Annotated in this window: 12 protein-coding genes; 5 read left to right on the plus strand and 7 right to left on the minus strand. The window is 73.3% G+C overall.

All coding sequences use genetic code 11. The annotated features are described in order from the left end of the window. Positions 1 to 101: 101 nt before the first annotated feature. A complete protein-coding gene (locus ACIG47_RS09700; protein WP_397430619.1) occupies positions 102 to 593 on the minus strand; it encodes an NUDIX domain-containing protein in 492 nt (163 codons plus the stop codon). 492 nt (positions 594 to 1,085) lie between these two features. On the opposite strand from ACIG47_RS09700, the gene arfB reads away from it, so the two are divergent. Further along, positions 1,086 to 1,532: an alternative ribosome rescue aminoacyl-tRNA hydrolase ArfB gene (gene arfB, locus ACIG47_RS09705; RefSeq protein WP_397430620.1), complete on the plus strand. Its 447-nt coding sequence runs from the start codon at positions 1,086 to 1,088 to the stop codon at positions 1,530 to 1,532. A 14-nt stretch (positions 1,533 to 1,546) separates the two neighbouring features. Here arfB and ACIG47_RS09710 read toward each other — a convergent pair whose 3' ends face one another. Further along, a complete protein-coding gene (locus ACIG47_RS09710) occupies positions 1,547 to 2,506 on the minus strand; it encodes a pyridoxamine 5'-phosphate oxidase family protein (RefSeq protein WP_397430621.1) in 960 nt (319 codons plus the stop codon). 239 nt (positions 2,507 to 2,745) lie between these two features. Between ACIG47_RS09710 and ACIG47_RS09715 the strand changes: the two genes are divergently transcribed. Further along, complete coding sequence (locus ACIG47_RS09715) at positions 2,746 to 6,012, plus strand: family 78 glycoside hydrolase catalytic domain (RefSeq protein WP_397430622.1); 3,267 nt, start codon at positions 2,746 to 2,748, stop codon at positions 6,010 to 6,012. A gap of 118 nt (positions 6,013 to 6,130) precedes the next feature. Here ACIG47_RS09715 and ACIG47_RS09720 read toward each other — a convergent pair whose 3' ends face one another. The 3 genes from ACIG47_RS09720 to ACIG47_RS09730 form a co-directional block, all read right to left on the minus strand. Further along, complete coding sequence (locus tag ACIG47_RS09720) at positions 6,131 to 7,024, minus strand: VOC family protein (RefSeq protein ID WP_397430623.1); 894 nt, start codon at positions 7,022 to 7,024, stop codon at positions 6,131 to 6,133. 79 nt (positions 7,025 to 7,103) lie between these two features. Continuing rightward, positions 7,104 to 7,673 (minus strand): pyridoxamine 5'-phosphate oxidase family protein, encoded by a 570-nt coding sequence (locus tag ACIG47_RS09725; protein WP_397430624.1) that lies wholly within the window; start codon positions 7,671 to 7,673, stop codon positions 7,104 to 7,106. After that, positions 7,670 to 8,215 (minus strand): CGNR zinc finger domain-containing protein, encoded by a 546-nt coding sequence (locus tag ACIG47_RS09730; RefSeq protein ID WP_397430625.1) that lies wholly within the window; start codon positions 8,213 to 8,215, stop codon positions 7,670 to 7,672. The genes ACIG47_RS09725 and ACIG47_RS09730 overlap by 4 nt, the downstream gene beginning before the upstream one ends. Before the next feature lie 26 nt (positions 8,216 to 8,241). Here ACIG47_RS09730 and ACIG47_RS09735 point away from each other — a divergent pair, with 26 nt between their 5' ends. Beyond that, positions 8,242 to 8,415, plus strand: a complete 174-nt coding sequence (locus ACIG47_RS09735; RefSeq protein ID WP_397430626.1) for a hypothetical protein — start codon at positions 8,242 to 8,244, stop codon at positions 8,413 to 8,415. A gap of 24 nt (positions 8,416 to 8,439) precedes the next feature. Here ACIG47_RS09735 and ACIG47_RS09740 read toward each other — a convergent pair whose 3' ends face one another. Beyond that, positions 8,440 to 10,902 carry a glycosyl hydrolase 2 galactose-binding domain-containing protein gene (locus ACIG47_RS09740; protein ID WP_397430627.1) on the minus strand — a complete coding sequence of 821 codons (2,463 nt, stop codon included), beginning with the start codon at positions 10,900 to 10,902 and terminating at the stop codon, positions 8,440 to 8,442. 225 nt (positions 10,903 to 11,127) lie between these two features. On the opposite strand from ACIG47_RS09740, the gene ACIG47_RS09745 reads away from it, so the two are divergent. Further along, positions 11,128 to 13,608: a X2-like carbohydrate binding domain-containing protein gene (locus ACIG47_RS09745; protein ID WP_397430628.1), complete on the plus strand. Its 2,481-nt coding sequence runs from the start codon at positions 11,128 to 11,130 to the stop codon at positions 13,606 to 13,608. Between the two features lie 61 nt (positions 13,609 to 13,669). Here the strand turns inward: ACIG47_RS09745 and ACIG47_RS09750 are convergent, their stop codons facing one another. Then, entirely contained in the window at positions 13,670 to 15,847 is a 2,178-nt protein-coding gene (locus ACIG47_RS09750; RefSeq protein ID WP_397430629.1) for an alpha-galactosidase, read from the minus strand. 111 nt (positions 15,848 to 15,958) lie between these two features. Between ACIG47_RS09750 and ACIG47_RS09755 the strand changes: the two genes are divergently transcribed. Beyond that, entirely contained in the window at positions 15,959 to 16,909 is a 951-nt protein-coding gene (locus tag ACIG47_RS09755; protein ID WP_397418388.1) for a carbohydrate ABC transporter permease, read from the plus strand. The last annotated feature ends 38 nt before the right edge of the window (positions 16,910 to 16,947 follow it).

Here is a 16,947-nt window from a genome sequence, read left to right on the forward strand (position 1 = left end):
GGGGCCCGGCGATGCGCCGGGCCCCGCCCCCCGGTTCCTCCCGGACCGTGGAGCCACGCACTACCGTGCACAGCGAGGTGCCCGTGACACGAACGCGGCGCTCACCCTGCACTGAGCGCGAGCACCTCCCCCAGCCGGTCGACGAACGCCGCCTGCGCCCCCACCACGACCCGCCGCGCGTCGTCCGGCGCGAACCAGGCGACGCGGTCGATCTCCGGGATCTCGATCTGCCGGCCCGACCGCGGCGGCCACTCGATCTGGACCGTGTTGCTCGTGATCCGGGTCAGGTCTGGCCCCGGCGACGGCCACTGGCGCGCCCAGGCGAGCACCTTCTTGCCCGCGCGCTGGCGCACCTCGCCGAGCTCGACGTCCGGGGCCGTCGAGGGTGGCAGCTCCAGACCGAGCTCCTCGCCCGCCTCGCGCAGCGCGGCTGCGTGCGGGTCCTCGCCGGGTTCGAGCTCACCCTTGAGCACCGTCCAGGAGCCCGCGTCCTTGCGGGCCCAGAACGGCCCGCCCATGTGTCCGAGCAGCACCTCGAACGCGCCGTCAGGGAGTCTCCGGTAGGGCAGCAGGCCCGCGCTCGTCGTCGCCATGCGCCCCAGTCTCCCGCGCGCACCGGACGGCGTCGCGGCCACTATCACAGCGCCAACCATTTCGCGCTTTACCTACTAATATCCCTTTCCCGTTGCAGTGTCCGTGTCAGGTGCTTAACGTATGGAACGCGAACACAGTTCGACTCACGGGCAATCGTCCGTGATCCCCATTATGTGAAAGGTCTCGCACATGACCCTCGTTGACATCGTCTCGAACCTGCTCGACAACCTGGGCTACACCCTGGAGCAGATTCTCTGCCTGCTGGGCCTCTGACCTGCCCTGACGGGTAGCAGAGCTGGAATCACTCCCCCAGCGGCCGAGCCCCTCTCGCGGAATTCCGCGAGGGGGGCTCGCCCATTTTGCGCTGACGCAGACACGTGTGCGTTGACGCAATCTTCGGTGCTTTGGCTGGACATTTCTGCGATCCATTTATATAGCGGCGAAGAATTATCTGCGTGACCGCGAGGCGCACCCCCTGGGAAGATGGCCCCATGCCGTCCCCCGTCCGACCCGGCCTCGTCGTCAGCCCCGGGCTGACCATCCCCCGAGCCGAGCTCACCGAGCGCTTCTCCCGCTCCTCCGGGCCCGGCGGCCAGGGCGTGAACACCACCGACTCGCGCGTCGAGCTCACCTGGGACCTCCGGGCTTCCGCCGTCCTGAGCGAGGAGCAGCTCCGCCGGCTCACCGAACAGCTCGGGCACCGCCTCACCGGCGGGGTGCTCACCGTCGTCGCCTCCGAGCACCGGGAACAGCGGCGCAACCGCGACGCCGCCGCCCGGCGCCTGGCCGCCCTCGTGGCCGACGCACTGGCCCCGGGCCCGCGCGCCCGCAAGGCGACGCGGGCCACCCGCGGATCGCAGGAACGACGGCTGACGGCCAAGCGGCAGCGGTCGGACACCAAGCGGCTGCGCTCGTCGCGGCCCGGTCGCGAGGACTGACCCGGTCGCCGGGATCAGCGCGCCGCGTTCTCCGCGTCCACCCGCGCGTAGATGTCCTTGAGCTCGTCCCACGGGACCTCCGGCCGCTCCAGGCCCCGCGCGTCCAGGTAGGCCTGCGCCCGCTTCCGCAGTCCGCGTGCCATGCGGACCGTGGACGCCAGCCCGGCGGGCTGGATCCCGTCGGCCACCCGTTCCGGACGGAGCACGGGGCCACGGGGGCTCTCGACGAGCTCGCCGACGACAGCGAAGCTGCGCTGCGCGGCCAGCAGCTCGTCGTGCCGGTGGAACAGCAGGCTCGCCCGGCCGGGCCGCGCGGCGGAGCCGGGCAGCAGGAGCCCGCCGTCGGCAGGTTCGGGCACCACCCGGTCGAGGGTCGGGTGCCCGGCGTCGTCCAGGCCGGCCAGGACACCGCTGGTGAAGCCGGCCAGCTCGCCGGCGAAGGGCTCCGGCACGCCCGGTAGCGCGGAGACCGCGAGCGGCGAGGGCGCGGGCACCGGGGCGGCGCCGGGCAGCGGCGGGCGGGCCGTGACGGCCGTCGGCGTCACCGTGATGACCAGCCGCATGTAGTAGACGTCCATGAGCCGGCGGGCGAGCCACCCCGCCGACAGGGCCCGCGAGGAGGGCTGGGCGCGCGAGACGCGCTCCCAGAGGTCGGCGTTGCGCGAGAACCGGGTCTCGATCTCGTCCGCGCACTCGGCCACGCCCTGGAGCAGGACCTGCCCTTCGCCGTCGAGCCCGCTGCCCGTCGGGTCCGAGAAGAGCAGGGCGACGTGCGGGTCGCGGCGCACGTTGAACGCCTTCTGCGGGAACCCGATCGACGTGGAGACCACGAAGGTCTGGTCGTCGGGGCGCCACACCCCGGTGACCGGCCAGGCGATCGGCATTCCGGACCGCGTCACGGTGGCGAGCTCGCACGTGAGGTAGCTGGACATGATGCGGGCCTGGGCCGGGGCGACGAGCTGGTCGTGTTCCATGGTCTCCTTCCGGTGCGGGACGGCGAGCGGGACGGGCCCAGCCTCCCATGCACCGGCGCCCGGGCCGGACGCCGTGGTCCATCCGTACGACGTCGTCAGATCTCGGCACGCCACCTGCGGTTATCCGCCGCACACCCTGGCGGCGGGCACCCGGTCGCCCCTACACTGACGCACGCGTTTTGAAACGTTGCAATGGTGCTCGCTTTCTCACCGCGCACACGCCTGGAGGCGTCATGACCGTGGACCGCAGACTGTTCCTGAAGACCGCCGGCGTCGCGACCACCGCGGCCGCGCTACCCGTCACCGCCGCTCCCGCCACCGCCGTGCCGGCCGACCAGGCGCCAGGCCCGGGTGCCGCCGGCGCGGTGCGGCTGACCGAGCCGCTCGTCGAGAAGAAGACCGGACCGCTCGGCATCGACGTCGGCCGTCCCCGTTTCTCGTGGACCGTCGAGGCGGACGGACGCGGCGTCGAGCAGGTGTCCTACCGGCTGCGCGTCAGCACGGGCGGGCAGCGCCCGCGCACGGTGTGGGACAGCGGGGTCGTCCGGTCGCGGGAGTCGGCGAACGTCGAGTACGACGGGCCCGCGCTGCGCGCCGCCACGGACCACACCTGGCGCGTGGACGTGGTCACGACGCACGGCTCGAGCACGACGACGGCGGCCTTCCGCACCGGCCTGTACACGGACGCCGACTGGGCCGGGGCGGCGTGGATCGGCAACGAGCGCGGCCCGGGCCAGGTCACCGACCTGACCTTCGACGGCGCCGCGTGGATGTGGGCGGCGCAGGGCGAGCCGGCCGGCCAGGACCGGGCGTTCCGGATCCTCCGGGCCGCCCCGGGGGGCACGTCCGCGACCCGGGCCGAGGTGCTGGTCACGGCCGACGACTCGTTCACGCTCTGGGTCGACGGCGCCGAGACGGGGTCGACGGAGCCGGCCGAGAACGGCTGGCAGTCCTCCCGCTTCTTCACGGCCGAGCTGTCCGGGGACACCACGGTCGTGGCCGTCCGGGGCACGAACGACGCGGTCAGCGCGGGGGCGGTGCTCGCCGTCGTCCGCCTGACGTACTCGGACGGGTCGACGGCGACGCTCACGTCCGGGAGCGCCTGGAAGACCGCGACGGACTTCCCGGCGGACTTCGCGCGGCCGGACCTGGACGACTCCGGCTGGGACCAGGCCGCCGAGATCGCTGTCTACGGCACGGGCCCGTGGGGCCGGGGTGTCCGGCTCCCGGTGCGGGACCCGCTGCCCGCGCCGCTGCTGCGCCGGGAGGTCGAGGTGGGGCCCGGTCTCGAGCGCGCCACGCTGTACCTGGCCGCGGGCGGGTACGCGAACGTGTCGCTGAACGGCGCGCCCGCCGACGACAGCGTGCTGGCACCCGGGTTCACCGACTACGACGACACCGTGCAGTACACCGCGACCGACCTGACCCGGCGGTTGCGTCCGGGCCGCAACGCGCTCGGGGTCGAGCTGGGCCGCGGCTTCTACGGGATGACGGGCGGCAACGTCTGGCGGTGGGAGGCACCGCCCTGGCACGACGAGCCCGTGGTGCGTGCGGTGCTGTACCTGGAGTACGCCGGCGGCCGGGTCGAGCACGTGGTCACGGACACGACGTGGCGCCTGGCCGCGGGGCCCACGGTGTTCGACGACCTGTACGGCGGCGAGGCCTACGACGCCCGCGAGGCCGTTCCGGGCTGGGACACGGCCGGCTTCGACGACGGCGCGTGGGCGCCCGCGTCGACGGCGCCCGGCCCGCGCGGCGTGCTGGTCAACCAGCGCCAGCAGCCGATCGAGGTGATCGAGTCGCTGCCCGCCGTCGAGGTGACCGAGCCCGATCCGGGTGTCTACGTGGTGAAGTTCCCCCGGGTGCTCGCGGGCTGGGTGCGGTACACCGCCACGGGGCCGGCCGGGACCACGATCCGGGCGGCGCACGGCGAGAAGCTCACCGCGGCCGGGCGCGTGAACCTGAGCAACAACGGCGGGTTCCAGGCCGGCTTCCAGACCGACCGCTTCACCCTGGCCGGCACTGGGCAGGCGGAGACGTGGGAACCGCGGTTCTCGTACAAGGGCTTCCAGTACGTCGAGGTCACCGGGTGGCCGCAGGACGGTCCGCCGCCCCTGTCCGCCTTCACGGCGCAGGTCGTGCACACGGCGGCCCGCGAGACCGGGACGTTCGACAGCTCCAGCGAGATCATGAACCGCACCCACCGGGCCGTGGTGGACACGCTGACCAACAACATCCACGGCATCCCGACCGACACCCCGATGTTCGAGAAGAACGGCTGGACGGGCGACGCCGCCGTGGGCGCGGAGATGTTCCTGCTGAACCTCGACGTGCACGAGCTGTTCGCCAAGTGGCTGCGTGACGTGCACGAGACCCGCGACGAGCAGGGCCGCCCCCTGGTCATCGCGCCGAGCTCCGGCGACTGGGGCGAGTGGGGCGTGTGCCCGCCGTGGCACGCGGCGTACGTGATGATCCCCTGGTGGCTGCACCAGTACGGCGGCGACTCGCGCGTGCTGGCCGAGTGCTACGACGGCATGAAGCGCTACGTCGACCTGGAGCTCGACCGCTCGGCCGGCGGCATCGTGCCCGACGCCCGGCTCGGCGACTGGGTCAGCCCCGAGGCGAGCCCCGCGGGCGGCAACGCGCCGGAGGACCTCCGGGTCTCCGCCACGGCGTTCCTGTACGCGATGACCACCTCCATGCGGCGCAGCGCGGGGTTCCTCGGCCGGACGGCCGACGTGGAGCACTTCGCCCGGAACGCCGCCACGATCAAGGCCGCCTTCAACGACGCGTTCCTCGACACGGCCGCCGGCTGCTACCGGGGCACCGGCGACCGCGGCTACCGGCAGACGCACAACGTGCTCGCCGTGGAGTTCGGCCTGGTGCCCGACGCCGCCATGACCCGGCGGGTCGTCGACAGCATCGTGGCCGACGTGCGCGCCAAGGGCACGACGCTCAACACGGGCGTGCTCGGCACGAAGTGGCTGCTGCCGGTGCTCACCCGGCACGGGCACGCCGACGTGGCCTACGAGCTCGCCGTGCAGACCGCGTACCCGAGCTGGGGGTACATGATCGAGAACGGCGCCACCACGATGTGGGAGCACTGGTCACGGGAGGCCCGCTCGTACGGCCACTACTTCCTCGGCACCGTGGACGACTGGTTCTACCAGCACGTGGCCGGCATCCAGGCCTCGCCCGAGACCGGGTTCCGGGACATCACCATCGCCCCCGCGGTCACCGGGTACCTGGACCGGGCGAGCGCGTCGGTCCGCACGCCGTACGGCACCGTCGCCAGCTCGTGGCGCCGCACGGGCGGCCGGCTCCGGCTGGAGGTGACCGTCCCCGTGGGCGCCACGGCGACGGTGCGTCTGCCCGTCCCGGAACCGGCCGCCGTCACCGAGCAGGGCCGTCCCCTGCACCACGCGGCGGGCGTCACGGACGTCCGGGCGGAGGACGGTGCCGTCCTGGTCCGGGTCGGCTCGGGACGGTACACGTTCGCGGCGTAGCGACGGTGCGGCGTAGCGACCGTGCGGCGTAGCGACGTACCTGCGGCGCGGCACGGTCCAGGCATCCTGGGTCCGGGCATCCTGGATCCGGGCATCCTGGGCCGGGCCGCCGTCCGCCTCAGGCCCGGCCCGCCTCCCGTTCGCCCTCCAGGTAGGACTCCGGCGGGTCGAACTGCGCCAGCACGAGCTCCGCGCCGAACGGGTCCCGGATGGTCGCCTCCTTGCTCCACTCGCCGTCCTCGGTGCGCAGCACGGTGGCACCGGTCCGTTCGGCGGTCGCGGCGCACGCGTCCCGGTCGGCGACCGCGAAGGCCACCGACCAGTGGGCCGGCCCGTCGCCCGGCAGCACCCCGGCCACGACGTCGGCGAAGGCGGGCGGCACGAACTCCTGCCGCTCGCGGATGCGCGGGTCGACCGTGCGCGCCAGGTGGTCGCCGTACCCGGGCACGCGTGCCATGCCCGCCCCGAGGTCGTCGCTGCGCTCCCAGCCGAGCAGCGGCCCGTAGAACCGCAGGGCGCCGTCGACGTCCGGGGTGATCAGGTTGCTGAAGTTCCACGTGCCGGGAGCGTTGACGGCCTGGGCGCCGAGCCGGGTGCCCGCCTGCCACAGGCGGCCGGGCGCTCCCTGCGCGTCGACGATCCGGGCCATGCGGCCCGCGCGCTGCCCCGGGGGCCCGACGTCCTCCGGTACGGAGCTCACGAAGCCGCCCAGCCCCTCGACGCGGGCGGCGGCGGCGTCGACGTCGTCCACCGCGAGGTACGTGTGCCACGCCACCTCGCCGTCGAAGCCCGCGGCGGGTGTCGCGACGGCGGCGACGGACGTGGCGGACGTGCCGTCCAGCGACGCGACCGCGTAGCGCCCGGGGGCGCCGGCGGGCAGCATCTCCGTGAAGCGCCAGCCGAAGAGCCCGCCGTAGAACGCGAGCGCCGCGTCGACGCTCTCCGTCTCCAGGTCCACCCAGCAGGGCACGCCGTGGGGATAGGTACGGGGTGGGGCGGGTGTGTCAGCCATGGCGTCCTCCAGGTCGGTTCTGCTGTCTCCGATCCTGCCCCCTGCCACTGACATCCGCCGTGGGACGACGTCCTGTGGGTCAGGTCGCCGGGGTGTCGACCGGGTCCACGTCGTAGGCCGGCAGACCGTCGATGCTCGTCCGGTTCTTCCGGCGCCGGTACTCCCGCTGCCCGGCCTCCCCCTTGCGCTCGAAGTACGGCCCGACCAGGTCGCGCTCGCCCTCGTAGGACATGAGCGGAACGCCCCAGCCGCAGCTGTCCGAGACGCGCTCGACGTCGACCACGATGACCGCGCGGGCGCCGGGCACGTCCGTGAACCGGGCGGCGAGCGCCGGGTACTCGTCGTCGTACCGGGTCACCACGCGGCCCGTGCCGTGGAACCGCACGATGTTCGGCGCGCCCTCGAAGGCGCAGAACATCAGGGTGATGCGGCCGTTCTCGCGCAGGTGCGCCACCGTCTCGCTGCCGCTGCCGGTGCCGTCCAGCCAGGCGAACGTGTGGTCGTCCAGCACGGCGAAGGTGCCGGGGATGCCCCGGGGTGAGACGTTGACGTGGCCGTCCGCCGCGAGGGGCGCGGTCGCCACGAAGAACATGGGCTGTCGATCGACGAACTCGCGCAGCCGGCCCTCGATCCGTTCGTGCAGCTTCATGGGCGCAGTCTTGCAGGCGGCTCAGGGGCGGTGCGCTCGCGGTGCCGCCGTACGGCGGCACGGTTGGCGCACCGCACCGAGCAGTACCGCTGCCGCCCGTTGCGCGTCACGTCGACGACGACGTTCGCACAGGGCGCCGAAGCGCACCGTCCGAGCCGGTGCATCCCGCGGGTGACCAGGTGCAACGACGTCCCGACGCTAATCACGGCGCGCAGCACCGCGGACAGCACCTGGTTGTCGTCCCGGTAGTGCAGGTGCCAGCCCTCGCCGTCGTGGTCGGTGAGGCGCGGGTAGGCCGCGACGGCTGCCATCTGGGCGTTCAGGAGCGCGGCCCGCTCGGCGGGGTCGGTGGCGTCCACGACCCGCAGCCAGTCGTCGATCGCGAGCCGGGTCAGCGCGTGGTCGTCGGGCGACTCCCGGAACTCCATCGTCATGCCGAAGTCGCGTGTCCGGGCCTCGATCCCCGCGCGGTCGGCGGGCCAGTCGTCGGCGAGGGACGCGGCGAGCAGCACCGCGTACTCTCCGTAAGGGTTGAGATGCACAAGGCCATTACAGCATCGTGGGCGGCATGACGACGACCATGCCGCACGAGCACTCCTGGACCACCGGCTCCCGGCACGCGACCTCCGTGGGCCACGTGGTCTACGTGCGCTGCGCCACCTGCGGCACGCACCGCGTGGACCTCCAGCACCGCACTGACGCGCCGCCGACGCCCCTGACCAGGACCGTCGGCGGCGCGTAGGCACCGCGCAGGCTCGCGCCGGGGCTAGCCCACCAGGTCCCCCGCGTGCCGCACGACCGGCGCCTGGCCGCGGAGCCCGGCCACGACCCCGGGGTCGCCGCCCGCGACGCGGAAGGTCACCGACTCCCCCGGCAGCAGCGTGACCAGCGCGTCGCTCGCCGACGCCGCCGCGCCGAGCCGGTCGGCGTGGACCGTCAGGTCGCGCACGAACGCATCGGTCGTGACCGTCACGTCGACGTCGCCGCCGGCCGGCGCGGCCGTCGTGACGTCGAGCCGGGGGGCGGGGTAGGCCAGGTCACGGTCCACCGCGAAGTACCGCCACGCCCGGGCCGCGCCGTCGACGTCGGCCACCAGGAGCTCGGCGGCCGGGTCGCCCGGGCTGCTCAGGGCGGGGTCGAGCGGCACGGTCGCGCTCGCCACGGACCCGGCCTCGAACGTGACGGACTGCTCGGCCAGCACCCGGCCGTCCAGCCCGCGGCGGCGCACCGTCGCGGAGCCCGACCAGGGCCGGCCGGCGTCGTTCACCAGGACGAGCGCGAGGCCGCCGGCCCGCGGCTGGATGGTGGCGAGCCGGGGCGCGAACGCGGCGCGCACCGCGAACCATGCCGGGCGGCGCCGCCCGGCCGAGTCGACCACCGCCCAGGAGGCGACCGGCCAGCAGTCATTGAGCTGCCACACGATCGAGCCCATGTTCACCGGTCGCAGCGAGCGGAAGTGCTCGATCGCGAAGGTCAGGGCGCGCGCCTGGTTGAGCTGCATCGCCCAGTGCCAGTCCGTCATGTCCGTGGGCTCGTCGAGGTACGGGGCCAGGCCGCGCGACAGCTTGAGCGAGCCGTCCACCGCCTTCTGGTGGTGCAGCACGCCCTCGGACGCCGGCGTCAGCGGGTCGTCGTGCACGGCGTCGGTGAGGGTGCGCCAGGCGGGCGGTCCCTGCCAGCCGAACTCGGAGACGAACCGCGCCCGGTCCTCCAGGAAGACCTGGTAGCCCTGCTCGTTCCAGCCGTCCCACAGGTGCACCACGCCGCGCGAACGGTCGTTGGAGTACACCTCCGGGGTGCCGGAGTACGGGCTGCCGGGCCAGTAGAAGGCGTGCGGGCTCACCTCGGCCACGACGCGCGGCAGCACCTCCAGGTAGTACCGCTCGCCCCAGGGCCGGTCGCCGAGGCGCTCCTTCCAGCCCCAGTCGTCCCAGCCGAGCCAGTTCTCGTTGTTGCCGTTCCAGATCACCAGCGAGGGGTGCGACATCAGCCGCACCACGTTCTCGCGCGCCTCCGCCTCGACCTCCGCCAGCATCCACTCGTGCTCCGGGTACGGCGCGCACGCGAAGGCGAAGTCCTGCCAGACCAGGAAGCCGAGCTCGTCGCACTGCGCGTAGAAGTCGTCGGACTCGTACAGGCCGCCGCCCCACACGCGCAGGATGTTGGCGTTCGCCTCGGCGGCATCGCGCAGGCGGGCGGCGGCGTCGTCGTGCGTGACGCGGTGCGGGAAGCAGTCGTCCGGGATCCAGTTGAAGCCGAGCGCCGCGACGGGGCGGCCGTTGACGACGAACGCGAACGACTCCCCGTCCGCGTCCGGCTCGCGGCGCACCTCGACGGAGCGGAAGCCGACGCGCCGGTCCGCCGCGTCGAGGGGCTCACCCGTCTCCCGGTCGGTCAGCCGCACCTCGACGTCGTGGAGCGGCTGGTCGCCCGAGCCGCGCGGCCACCACAGGTCGTCCTCCCCGAGGGGCACCTCGACGGTCACCTGCGCCGCCGTCTGCGCCGCGGGCACCACCACGTCGGCCGCACGGCCGGCGACCCGCACCACCAGCCCGACGTCGTGCGCCGTGGTCGTCCGTTCCAGCTCGACACCCACCTCGACGACGCCGCGCCAGCCGGCGGCGTCCTGCTCGGCGCGCACCTCCACGCGGGTCTCGGCGAGGCGTGCGACCGACCACGACTCGATGCGCACCGGGCGCCAGAGGCCGGCCGTGACCAGCGTGGGGCCCCAGTCCCAGCCGAAGTTGCAGGCCATCTTGCGGATGTGGGCCGACGGCGAGTCGAACGCGCGCCGCTCCTCGTCGTCCAGGTCGTCGAACGGCCCCCAGGGCGAGTCGAAGGTCACCGCGAGGCCGGCGCCGTCCGCCGGGTCCAGCGGCACCCGGTAGGAACGGAACATGTTCCGGGTCCGCAGCCGCTCGACGCCGCCCACGGTCACCGTGGCGAGCGTGTCCAGCCCGTCGAGCACGAGGTCGGTGCGCTCGGCGGACGACGGCTCGGGCAGCGTCGTCTCGTACCGCCAGCGCGAGCGCCCGATCCAGGGGGTCAGGAGCTCGTTGCGGTCCAGGTACGGGTCGTCGATCAGCCCCGCTGCCAGGAGGTCGGTGTGGACGGTGCCGGGAACCGTCGCGGTGACGGGCAGGTGGGCGAGGACGCCGGCGTCGGCGTCCGGCGCAGGTGTCTCGGCGTGCAGGGTCCAGGGTCCGGGCACGGCTGTGTGCTTGAGCATGGGAGGTCACCAGGGGTCTCGGGGCGGGTGGAGCGCGTCGAACGCTCCACGAATTTATTTCCATTGTCAAGCAACTACCTCACCGACCCTTGCGCTCGCGCCCGACCTGTGGTTATTTGAGCGCGTCAAATAATGACGGGCGCCGACCTGGCGCATCCCGCGCCGTGGAACAGTGCCGTTCCGCACGACGCCACCGCGCATCCTCGACCGAAGGAGTGCACCTCCATGACACGCTCCCGACGCCTGCTCCGGCAGGCGCTGTGCGGGCTCGCCGCCCTCGGCCTCGCGACCACCGGCAGCGCCGCCGTCGCGACCGCCGGTGTCGCGGCACCGCAGGCACCCACCGCGCTCACCACCGCGGGCACCGGCCCCGCGGCACCGCCCACGCCGCCGCCCGCCGTCCCGCGCGTGGAGCCCGGCGACCTCGCCACCGCGCCGTACCTGGGCTGGAGCAGCTTCAGCATGCAGGTCTACAGCGGCGACGGCCGGTGGATCACCGCCGACCAGCTCGTGGCCCAGTCCGACGCGATGCACGAGAAGCTGCAGCCCTTCGGGTACGACCACATCAACGTGGACGCGGGCTGGAACGACGGCGTGGACGAGTACGGCCGCCCCACGCCCAGCACGTCGCTGTACCCCGACGGCCTCCAGGCCGTGATCGACCACGTGCACGACAACGGCCAGAAGTTCGGGCTGTACTTCATCCCCGGCATCGGGCCCGAGGTCTACGAGGCCGACCTGCCCGTCTGGAACGCGCCGGGCTGCAGCACCGGCGACATCGTCAAGCAGCCGCTCACCAAGGCGGACTACTGGGGCATCGGCTGGGCGCTCGACTTCGACGACCCGTGCACCACGAAGTACATCGACTCCGTCGGTGCGCTGCTGGACGAGTGGGGCGTGGACTTCGTCAAGTTCGACAGCGTGACGCCGGGCTCCGGCATCGGCGACCTGTCGCTCGACGCGCGGCGCGACGTCGCGGCCTGGTCCGACGCGCTGCACAGCCGCGGCATCTGGTTCGAGCTGTCCTGGGCGCTCGACCCCCGCTACGCGGACTACTGGAAGGAGAAGGCCGACGGCTGGCGCCTCGACTGGGACGTCGAGTGCTACTGCGAGAACGAGGCACTGACCACCTGGCCCAACATCGCGCGCCTGTTCCCCCAGGCCGAGCAGTGGTGGCGCAGCACCGGGCCGGGCGGCTTCGGCGACCTCGACTCGCTCAACGTGGGCAACGGCCGCATGGACGGCCTGACGCAGGACGAGCGCCGCACGGCGACCACGCTGTGGGCCATCTCCGCGGCCCCGATGTACACGGGCAACGACCTGACCCGGCTCGACGCGTTCGGGCTCGGCCTGCTCACCAACAAAGAGGTCATCGCCGTCAACCAGGCCGCGATCCCCGCCCACCCCGTCTCGACCGCGGGCAAGCGGCAGGTCTGGTACTCGCTGCAGGACGACGGGTCGTACGTCGTGGGGCTGTTCAACCTGGGCTCGACCGACGCCGACGTCACGGCGGACTGGACGGACCTGGGGCTGACCGACGGCCGGCACCAGGTGCGCGACCTGTGGGCCCGCAAGAACCTCGGCCGGTTCACGGACGGCTTCACCGCGACCGACGTGCCGCCCCACGGCGTGCGGCTGCTGCGGGTCACGCCCGCCGGGGCCGCGACGTCGGCCGTCAACGACGACGTGCTCCAGGTGGGCTACGGCGGCGACTGGCAGCGCAACGGCAACCAGGAGGTGGCGGCGACGTCGCAGGACCTCGCCGTCACGGTCGTGGCGGACGGCGACGAGCCGCCCGCACCCGGCGACACCGACGCCCGCGTGACCCGGCTCAACGACGACGCGGCCGAGATCAGCTACTCCGGGAGCTGGAGCCACAGCACCGGCCGCGGGCTCGGCGACCACGAGGACGACGTGCACTGGACCGAGAAGGACGGCGACGCGTTCGAGCTGACCTTCCGCGGCACCGGCGTGACGTACGTGACCGAGCGTGACGAGTCCCAGGGCGAGGTGGCGGTCTTCCTCGACGGCGAGCCCGTGGCCACGGTGGACGCCTCGCTGCCCGCCGGGACCCCCCGCGAGAGCCAGCAGGCGGTGTGGTCGGCGAGCGACCTGGCGGACGGCGAGCACACGCTGCGCGTCGAGAAGAAGAGCGGCCGGTTCATGCTGCTGGACCGGATCGACGTCGAGCAGGAGAACCTGGTGACGCCGAACGCGATCGTGGTACCCGACGACGGGGCGGAGGCGACCCGCGTCGAGCTCGCGCGCGACCCGGGCGAGCTCACCGGGATCCGGTACGGCGACACCGTCCTGGAGCGCGGTGCCGACTACACCGTGGACGGCTCGGCCGTCGTGCTGTCGGCCGGCTTCCTGACGGCGCTGCCGGCGGGCGACACCGCCCTGACCTTCGGGTTCCGCGGCGACGCCGCGGACGACGTGCACACGGCGCAGGGCGCGGCGTGGACCGACCTGACGTTCACGGGCACCGGCGTGACCTGGGTCGCGCCGACGGCGCCGGACCAGGGACCGGTCCACGTCTACGTGGACGGGGTGCTCGCCGAGACGGTCGACACCCGCACCGCGACCCGCCGCACGCAGCAGGAGCTGTACTCGGTCGCGGGCCTGCGCCGCGGCGAGCACCGCGTCGTGGTGCTGAACGGCTCGGACGCACCGATGCGCACGGACGGCTTCCGCTACACCCGCTGACCAGCGACCGCGTGCCAGACGCTCAGGCCACCTGCTGACCTGAGCGTCTGACACGCGGGGGTCACACCGAGGTGAGCTCCAGGACCAGCGCCGAGGCCGGGTGGAGCACCGGGAGGGGCAGACCCGCGCCCGCCAGGATCGCTCCGGGCACCCGGAAGCCCTCCGTGCTCCGAGCACGCGCGAGCCAGGCGGGCTCCTGGCCGTGCACCGCGGCCGGACCGAAGGCGTCCGGTACGCGCACCACGTAGTCCCGGGCGCGGTCCAGCCCCGGGAACGGCACGCGGGCCGCCTGGGGACCCGCCGAGCTCGCCAGCCGCACCCAGGCGAACAGCGCCTGCGCGCCGTCCTGGGCGACGGTGCCGTGCAGCAGCGTCTGGTCGTCGGCCAGGTCGGCGTGCACCCGCACTCCCCCGTGCAGCAGGGGCCGCCGGGAGGTCACGAACGTCGCCCAGGACGCGAGCTGCGCCATCTCCTCGTCGGTGCAGCCGGTGATGTCCCACTCGATGCCCGGTGCCGCGAACGCCGCCGTCACGAGCCGGAACGACAGGTCGGTGACGCGGTTCGTGGTGTGCGCCCGCGCCGCGCCGACGTGCGACCCGAGCAGCTCGGGCGGCAGCAGCAGCTCGCTCCAGCGCTGGATCTGCTGGCGCTCCACGGGGTCGTTGCAGTCCGACGTCCAGACCCGGTCGGTGCGCTCCAGGATGCCCAGGTCGATGCGCCCGCCACCCGACGCGCAGCTCTCGATCTCCAGCGTCGGGTGCCGCTCACGCAGCTCGTCGAGCAGGGCGTACAGCGCGAGCGTCTGCCGCCGCACCCCCGGACGGTCGCCGTCGGCGCCGCCGCGGACCACCGCCTCGTGCAGCTCGCGGTTGTGGTCCCACTTGATGTACGCGATGTCGTAGCGCTCCACGAGCTTCGAGACCGACTCGACGAGGTACGCGTACGCGTCGGGGTGCGCGACGTCGAGCACGTACTGGTTGCGGAAGCTCGCCCCCACGCCCGCCGACGGCGCCAGCAGCCACTCCGGGTGCAGCCGCGCCAGGTCGGAGTCGAGGTTGACCATCTCGGGCTCGAACCACAGCCCGAACTCCATGCCCGCGGCGTGCACGCGCTCCACGAACGGGTCGAGCCCGTCGGGCCAGACGTCCGCCTCGATCTGCCAGTCGCCGAGCCCCGCCGTGTCGTCGCGGCGGCCGCGGAACCAGCCGTCGTCGAGCACGATCCGCTCGACACCCACGCGGGCCGCGCGGTCCACGAGCTCGCCCAGCCGCCCGAGGTCGTGGTCGAAGTAGACGGCCTCCCACGTGTTGAGCACCAGGGGCTGCGGGGTGGAGCGGGGGCGGCGCGTGCGCGCGCGGCCGTGGAACCGGTCGGCGAGGCCGTCGAGCCCGGCGTCCGACCAGGCGAAGAGCACGTCGGGCGCCTCGTACCGCTCGCCGGGACCCAGCCGCACCTCGCCGGGCCGCGGCAGGTCGCCGCCGCCGATCACCGCGCCGTGCACACCGGCGCCCTCGGGCAGGCGCTGCGCGATCCACCGCTGGTCGCCGCTCCAGGCCACGTGCGCGGCCCACACCTCACCCGCGCGGTGCGCGAAGCCCGGCGTGCCGGCCACCAGCAGGTAGGGCGAGTCGAGGCCGGGCTTGCCCCGGCGCACCTCGCGCACGTGGGCGCCGTCCACGAGCGGCAGGCGCTGCGGGGCGCGCTCCCGGCTCCAGCGCCCGCTGAAGTCCAGCACCTGCGTCGCACGGGCGGGCACCGGCAGGAGCGCCGTGACGTGCGACAGGTCGTACGTGCCGGACCCCTGTGCCGTGACCGACCACCGCACGCGCAGCACCCCGGTGGGCTCCAGCTCGAGCTCGGCCGCGAGGGCGAGGTCCGCGATCGGCTCGCGCACGTCCAGCCGCACGGTGCCGCCGACGCCGTCGTCCGGCACCTCGACGGTCGCGCCGCTCAGCACCGGGCGGGGCGTCGTCGCCGTGCCGCCGCGATGCCCCTCGATGCCGGGAAACCCCGACCAGGAGTCGCGCTCGACGGGCAGCAGCGTGAGCACGCGGGGCGTCTCCGGCGAGTTGGCCACCCGCGCCGGCACACCGGACTCCCGCAGCGCGGCGACGCCGTCGGGACCCACGTCGCCGAGCTCCGCGCCCCAGTGCAGCACCTGGGGCATCTCGCCCTCCAGGTCGAGCACGAGCGACACCCCAGCCGCACGCAGCACCGCGTATCCATCACCAGCAGACATCTTCACCACCCCGGATCGACTTTCTTGACAGTGGAAACTTAGTCGCTCTACGCTGTCGGCGGCAAGCGAGGTGTCTGCCTCCTTGCAGCTCGACGACGAGGGATGAGGCCGATGGCGATCTCCACGACAACCCCGTCACGCGGACGCCGCGCGACGCGGGACACAGGCTCGGTACGGCACGGGGGATCACCCGCGCACCGGGGCGACGCACGCCTGGCCTGGGTGCTGGTCGCACCCGCCGTCGTGGGCTTCCTGGTGTTCGCCGCCTACCCGACGCTGCGCGGCATCTACCTGAGCTTCACCGACTTCCGCGTGCTCACCCCGCCCCAGTGGACCGGCCTGGACAACCTGCGGCGCCTCGTCGCCGACGAGGTCTTCTGGCACTCGCTCGGCGTCACGGCCTACTTCGTGGTGCTGTCCGTGGTGATCGGGATGGCCCTGTCGGTGACGACGGCGGTGGTGCTGCACCGGCTGACGGCGTCCACCCTGCTGCGCGGCGTCATCATCCTGCCGTTCCTCATCTCGGGCGTGGTCGCGGCGACCACCTGGTCGTGGATGCTCGACGCCCAGCTCGGCATCGTGAACATCGCGATCCGCCAGCTCGGTCTCGACCCCGTGTTCTTCCTGGGCTCCAGCAAGTGGGCCATCCCGACGATCGCGCTGATCAGCGTCTGGAAGGGCATGGGCTACAACGCGATCATCGTGTTCGCCGGCCTGCAGACCATCCCGCCGTCCATCTACGAGGCGGGCCGCATCGACGGCGCCACCGAGGTGCAGATGTTCCGGCGCCTCACCCTGCCCCTCCTGCGGCCGGTGCTGGCGATGGTGCTGGTGCTGACCGTGATCGGCTCGTTCCAGGTCTTCGACATCGTCGCCGTGACCACGCAGGGCGGCCCCGCGCGCGCCTCCAACGTGCTGCAGCTCTACATCTACGACAAGGCGTTCGGCCAGTTCGAGTTCGGCTACGCCGCGACGATGTCGCTCGCGCTGTTCGCGATGCTCATCGCCATCACCTTCCTGCAGATGCGCCTGCTGCGCGCCGACGAGTCGGACACCGACTGACCGTCGCCGTCGCCCCGCCCTGCCCACGAACCAGCGAG

Origin of the sequence: Promicromonospora sp. NPDC052451, from assembly GCF_044547525.1 — a bacterium.
Taxonomy (GTDB): domain Bacteria; phylum Actinomycetota; class Actinomycetes; order Actinomycetales; family Cellulomonadaceae; genus Promicromonospora.

What these genes read in the sequence shown, in the direction of transcription:
- ACIG47_RS09700 (WP_397430619.1), bottom strand. Translation starts at nt 593, where the DNA reads ATGGCGACGACGAGCGCGGGCCTGCTGCCCTACCGGAGACTCCCTGAC.
- arfB (WP_397430620.1), top strand. Translation starts at nt 1,086, where the DNA reads ATGCCGTCCCCCGTCCGACCCGGCCTCGTCGTCAGCCCCGGGCTGACC.
- ACIG47_RS09710 (WP_397430621.1), bottom strand. Translation starts at nt 2,506, where the DNA reads ATGGAACACGACCAGCTCGTCGCCCCGGCCCAGGCCCGCATCATGTCC.
- ACIG47_RS09720 (WP_397430623.1), bottom strand. Translation starts at nt 7,024, where the DNA reads ATGGCTGACACACCCGCCCCACCCCGTACCTATCCCCACGGCGTGCCC.
- ACIG47_RS09725 (WP_397430624.1), bottom strand. Translation starts at nt 7,673, where the DNA reads ATGAAGCTGCACGAACGGATCGAGGGCCGGCTGCGCGAGTTCGTCGAT.
- ACIG47_RS09735 (WP_397430626.1), top strand. Translation starts at nt 8,242, where the DNA reads ATGACGACGACCATGCCGCACGAGCACTCCTGGACCACCGGCTCCCGG.
- ACIG47_RS09740 (WP_397430627.1), bottom strand. Translation starts at nt 10,902, where the DNA reads ATGCTCAAGCACACAGCCGTGCCCGGACCCTGGACCCTGCACGCCGAG.
- ACIG47_RS09745 (WP_397430628.1), top strand. Translation starts at nt 11,128, where the DNA reads ATGACACGCTCCCGACGCCTGCTCCGGCAGGCGCTGTGCGGGCTCGCC.
- ACIG47_RS09750 (WP_397430629.1), bottom strand. Translation starts at nt 15,847, where the DNA reads ATGTCTGCTGGTGATGGATACGCGGTGCTGCGTGCGGCTGGGGTGTCG.
- ACIG47_RS09755 (WP_397418388.1), top strand. Translation starts at nt 15,959, where the DNA reads ATGGCGATCTCCACGACAACCCCGTCACGCGGACGCCGCGCGACGCGG.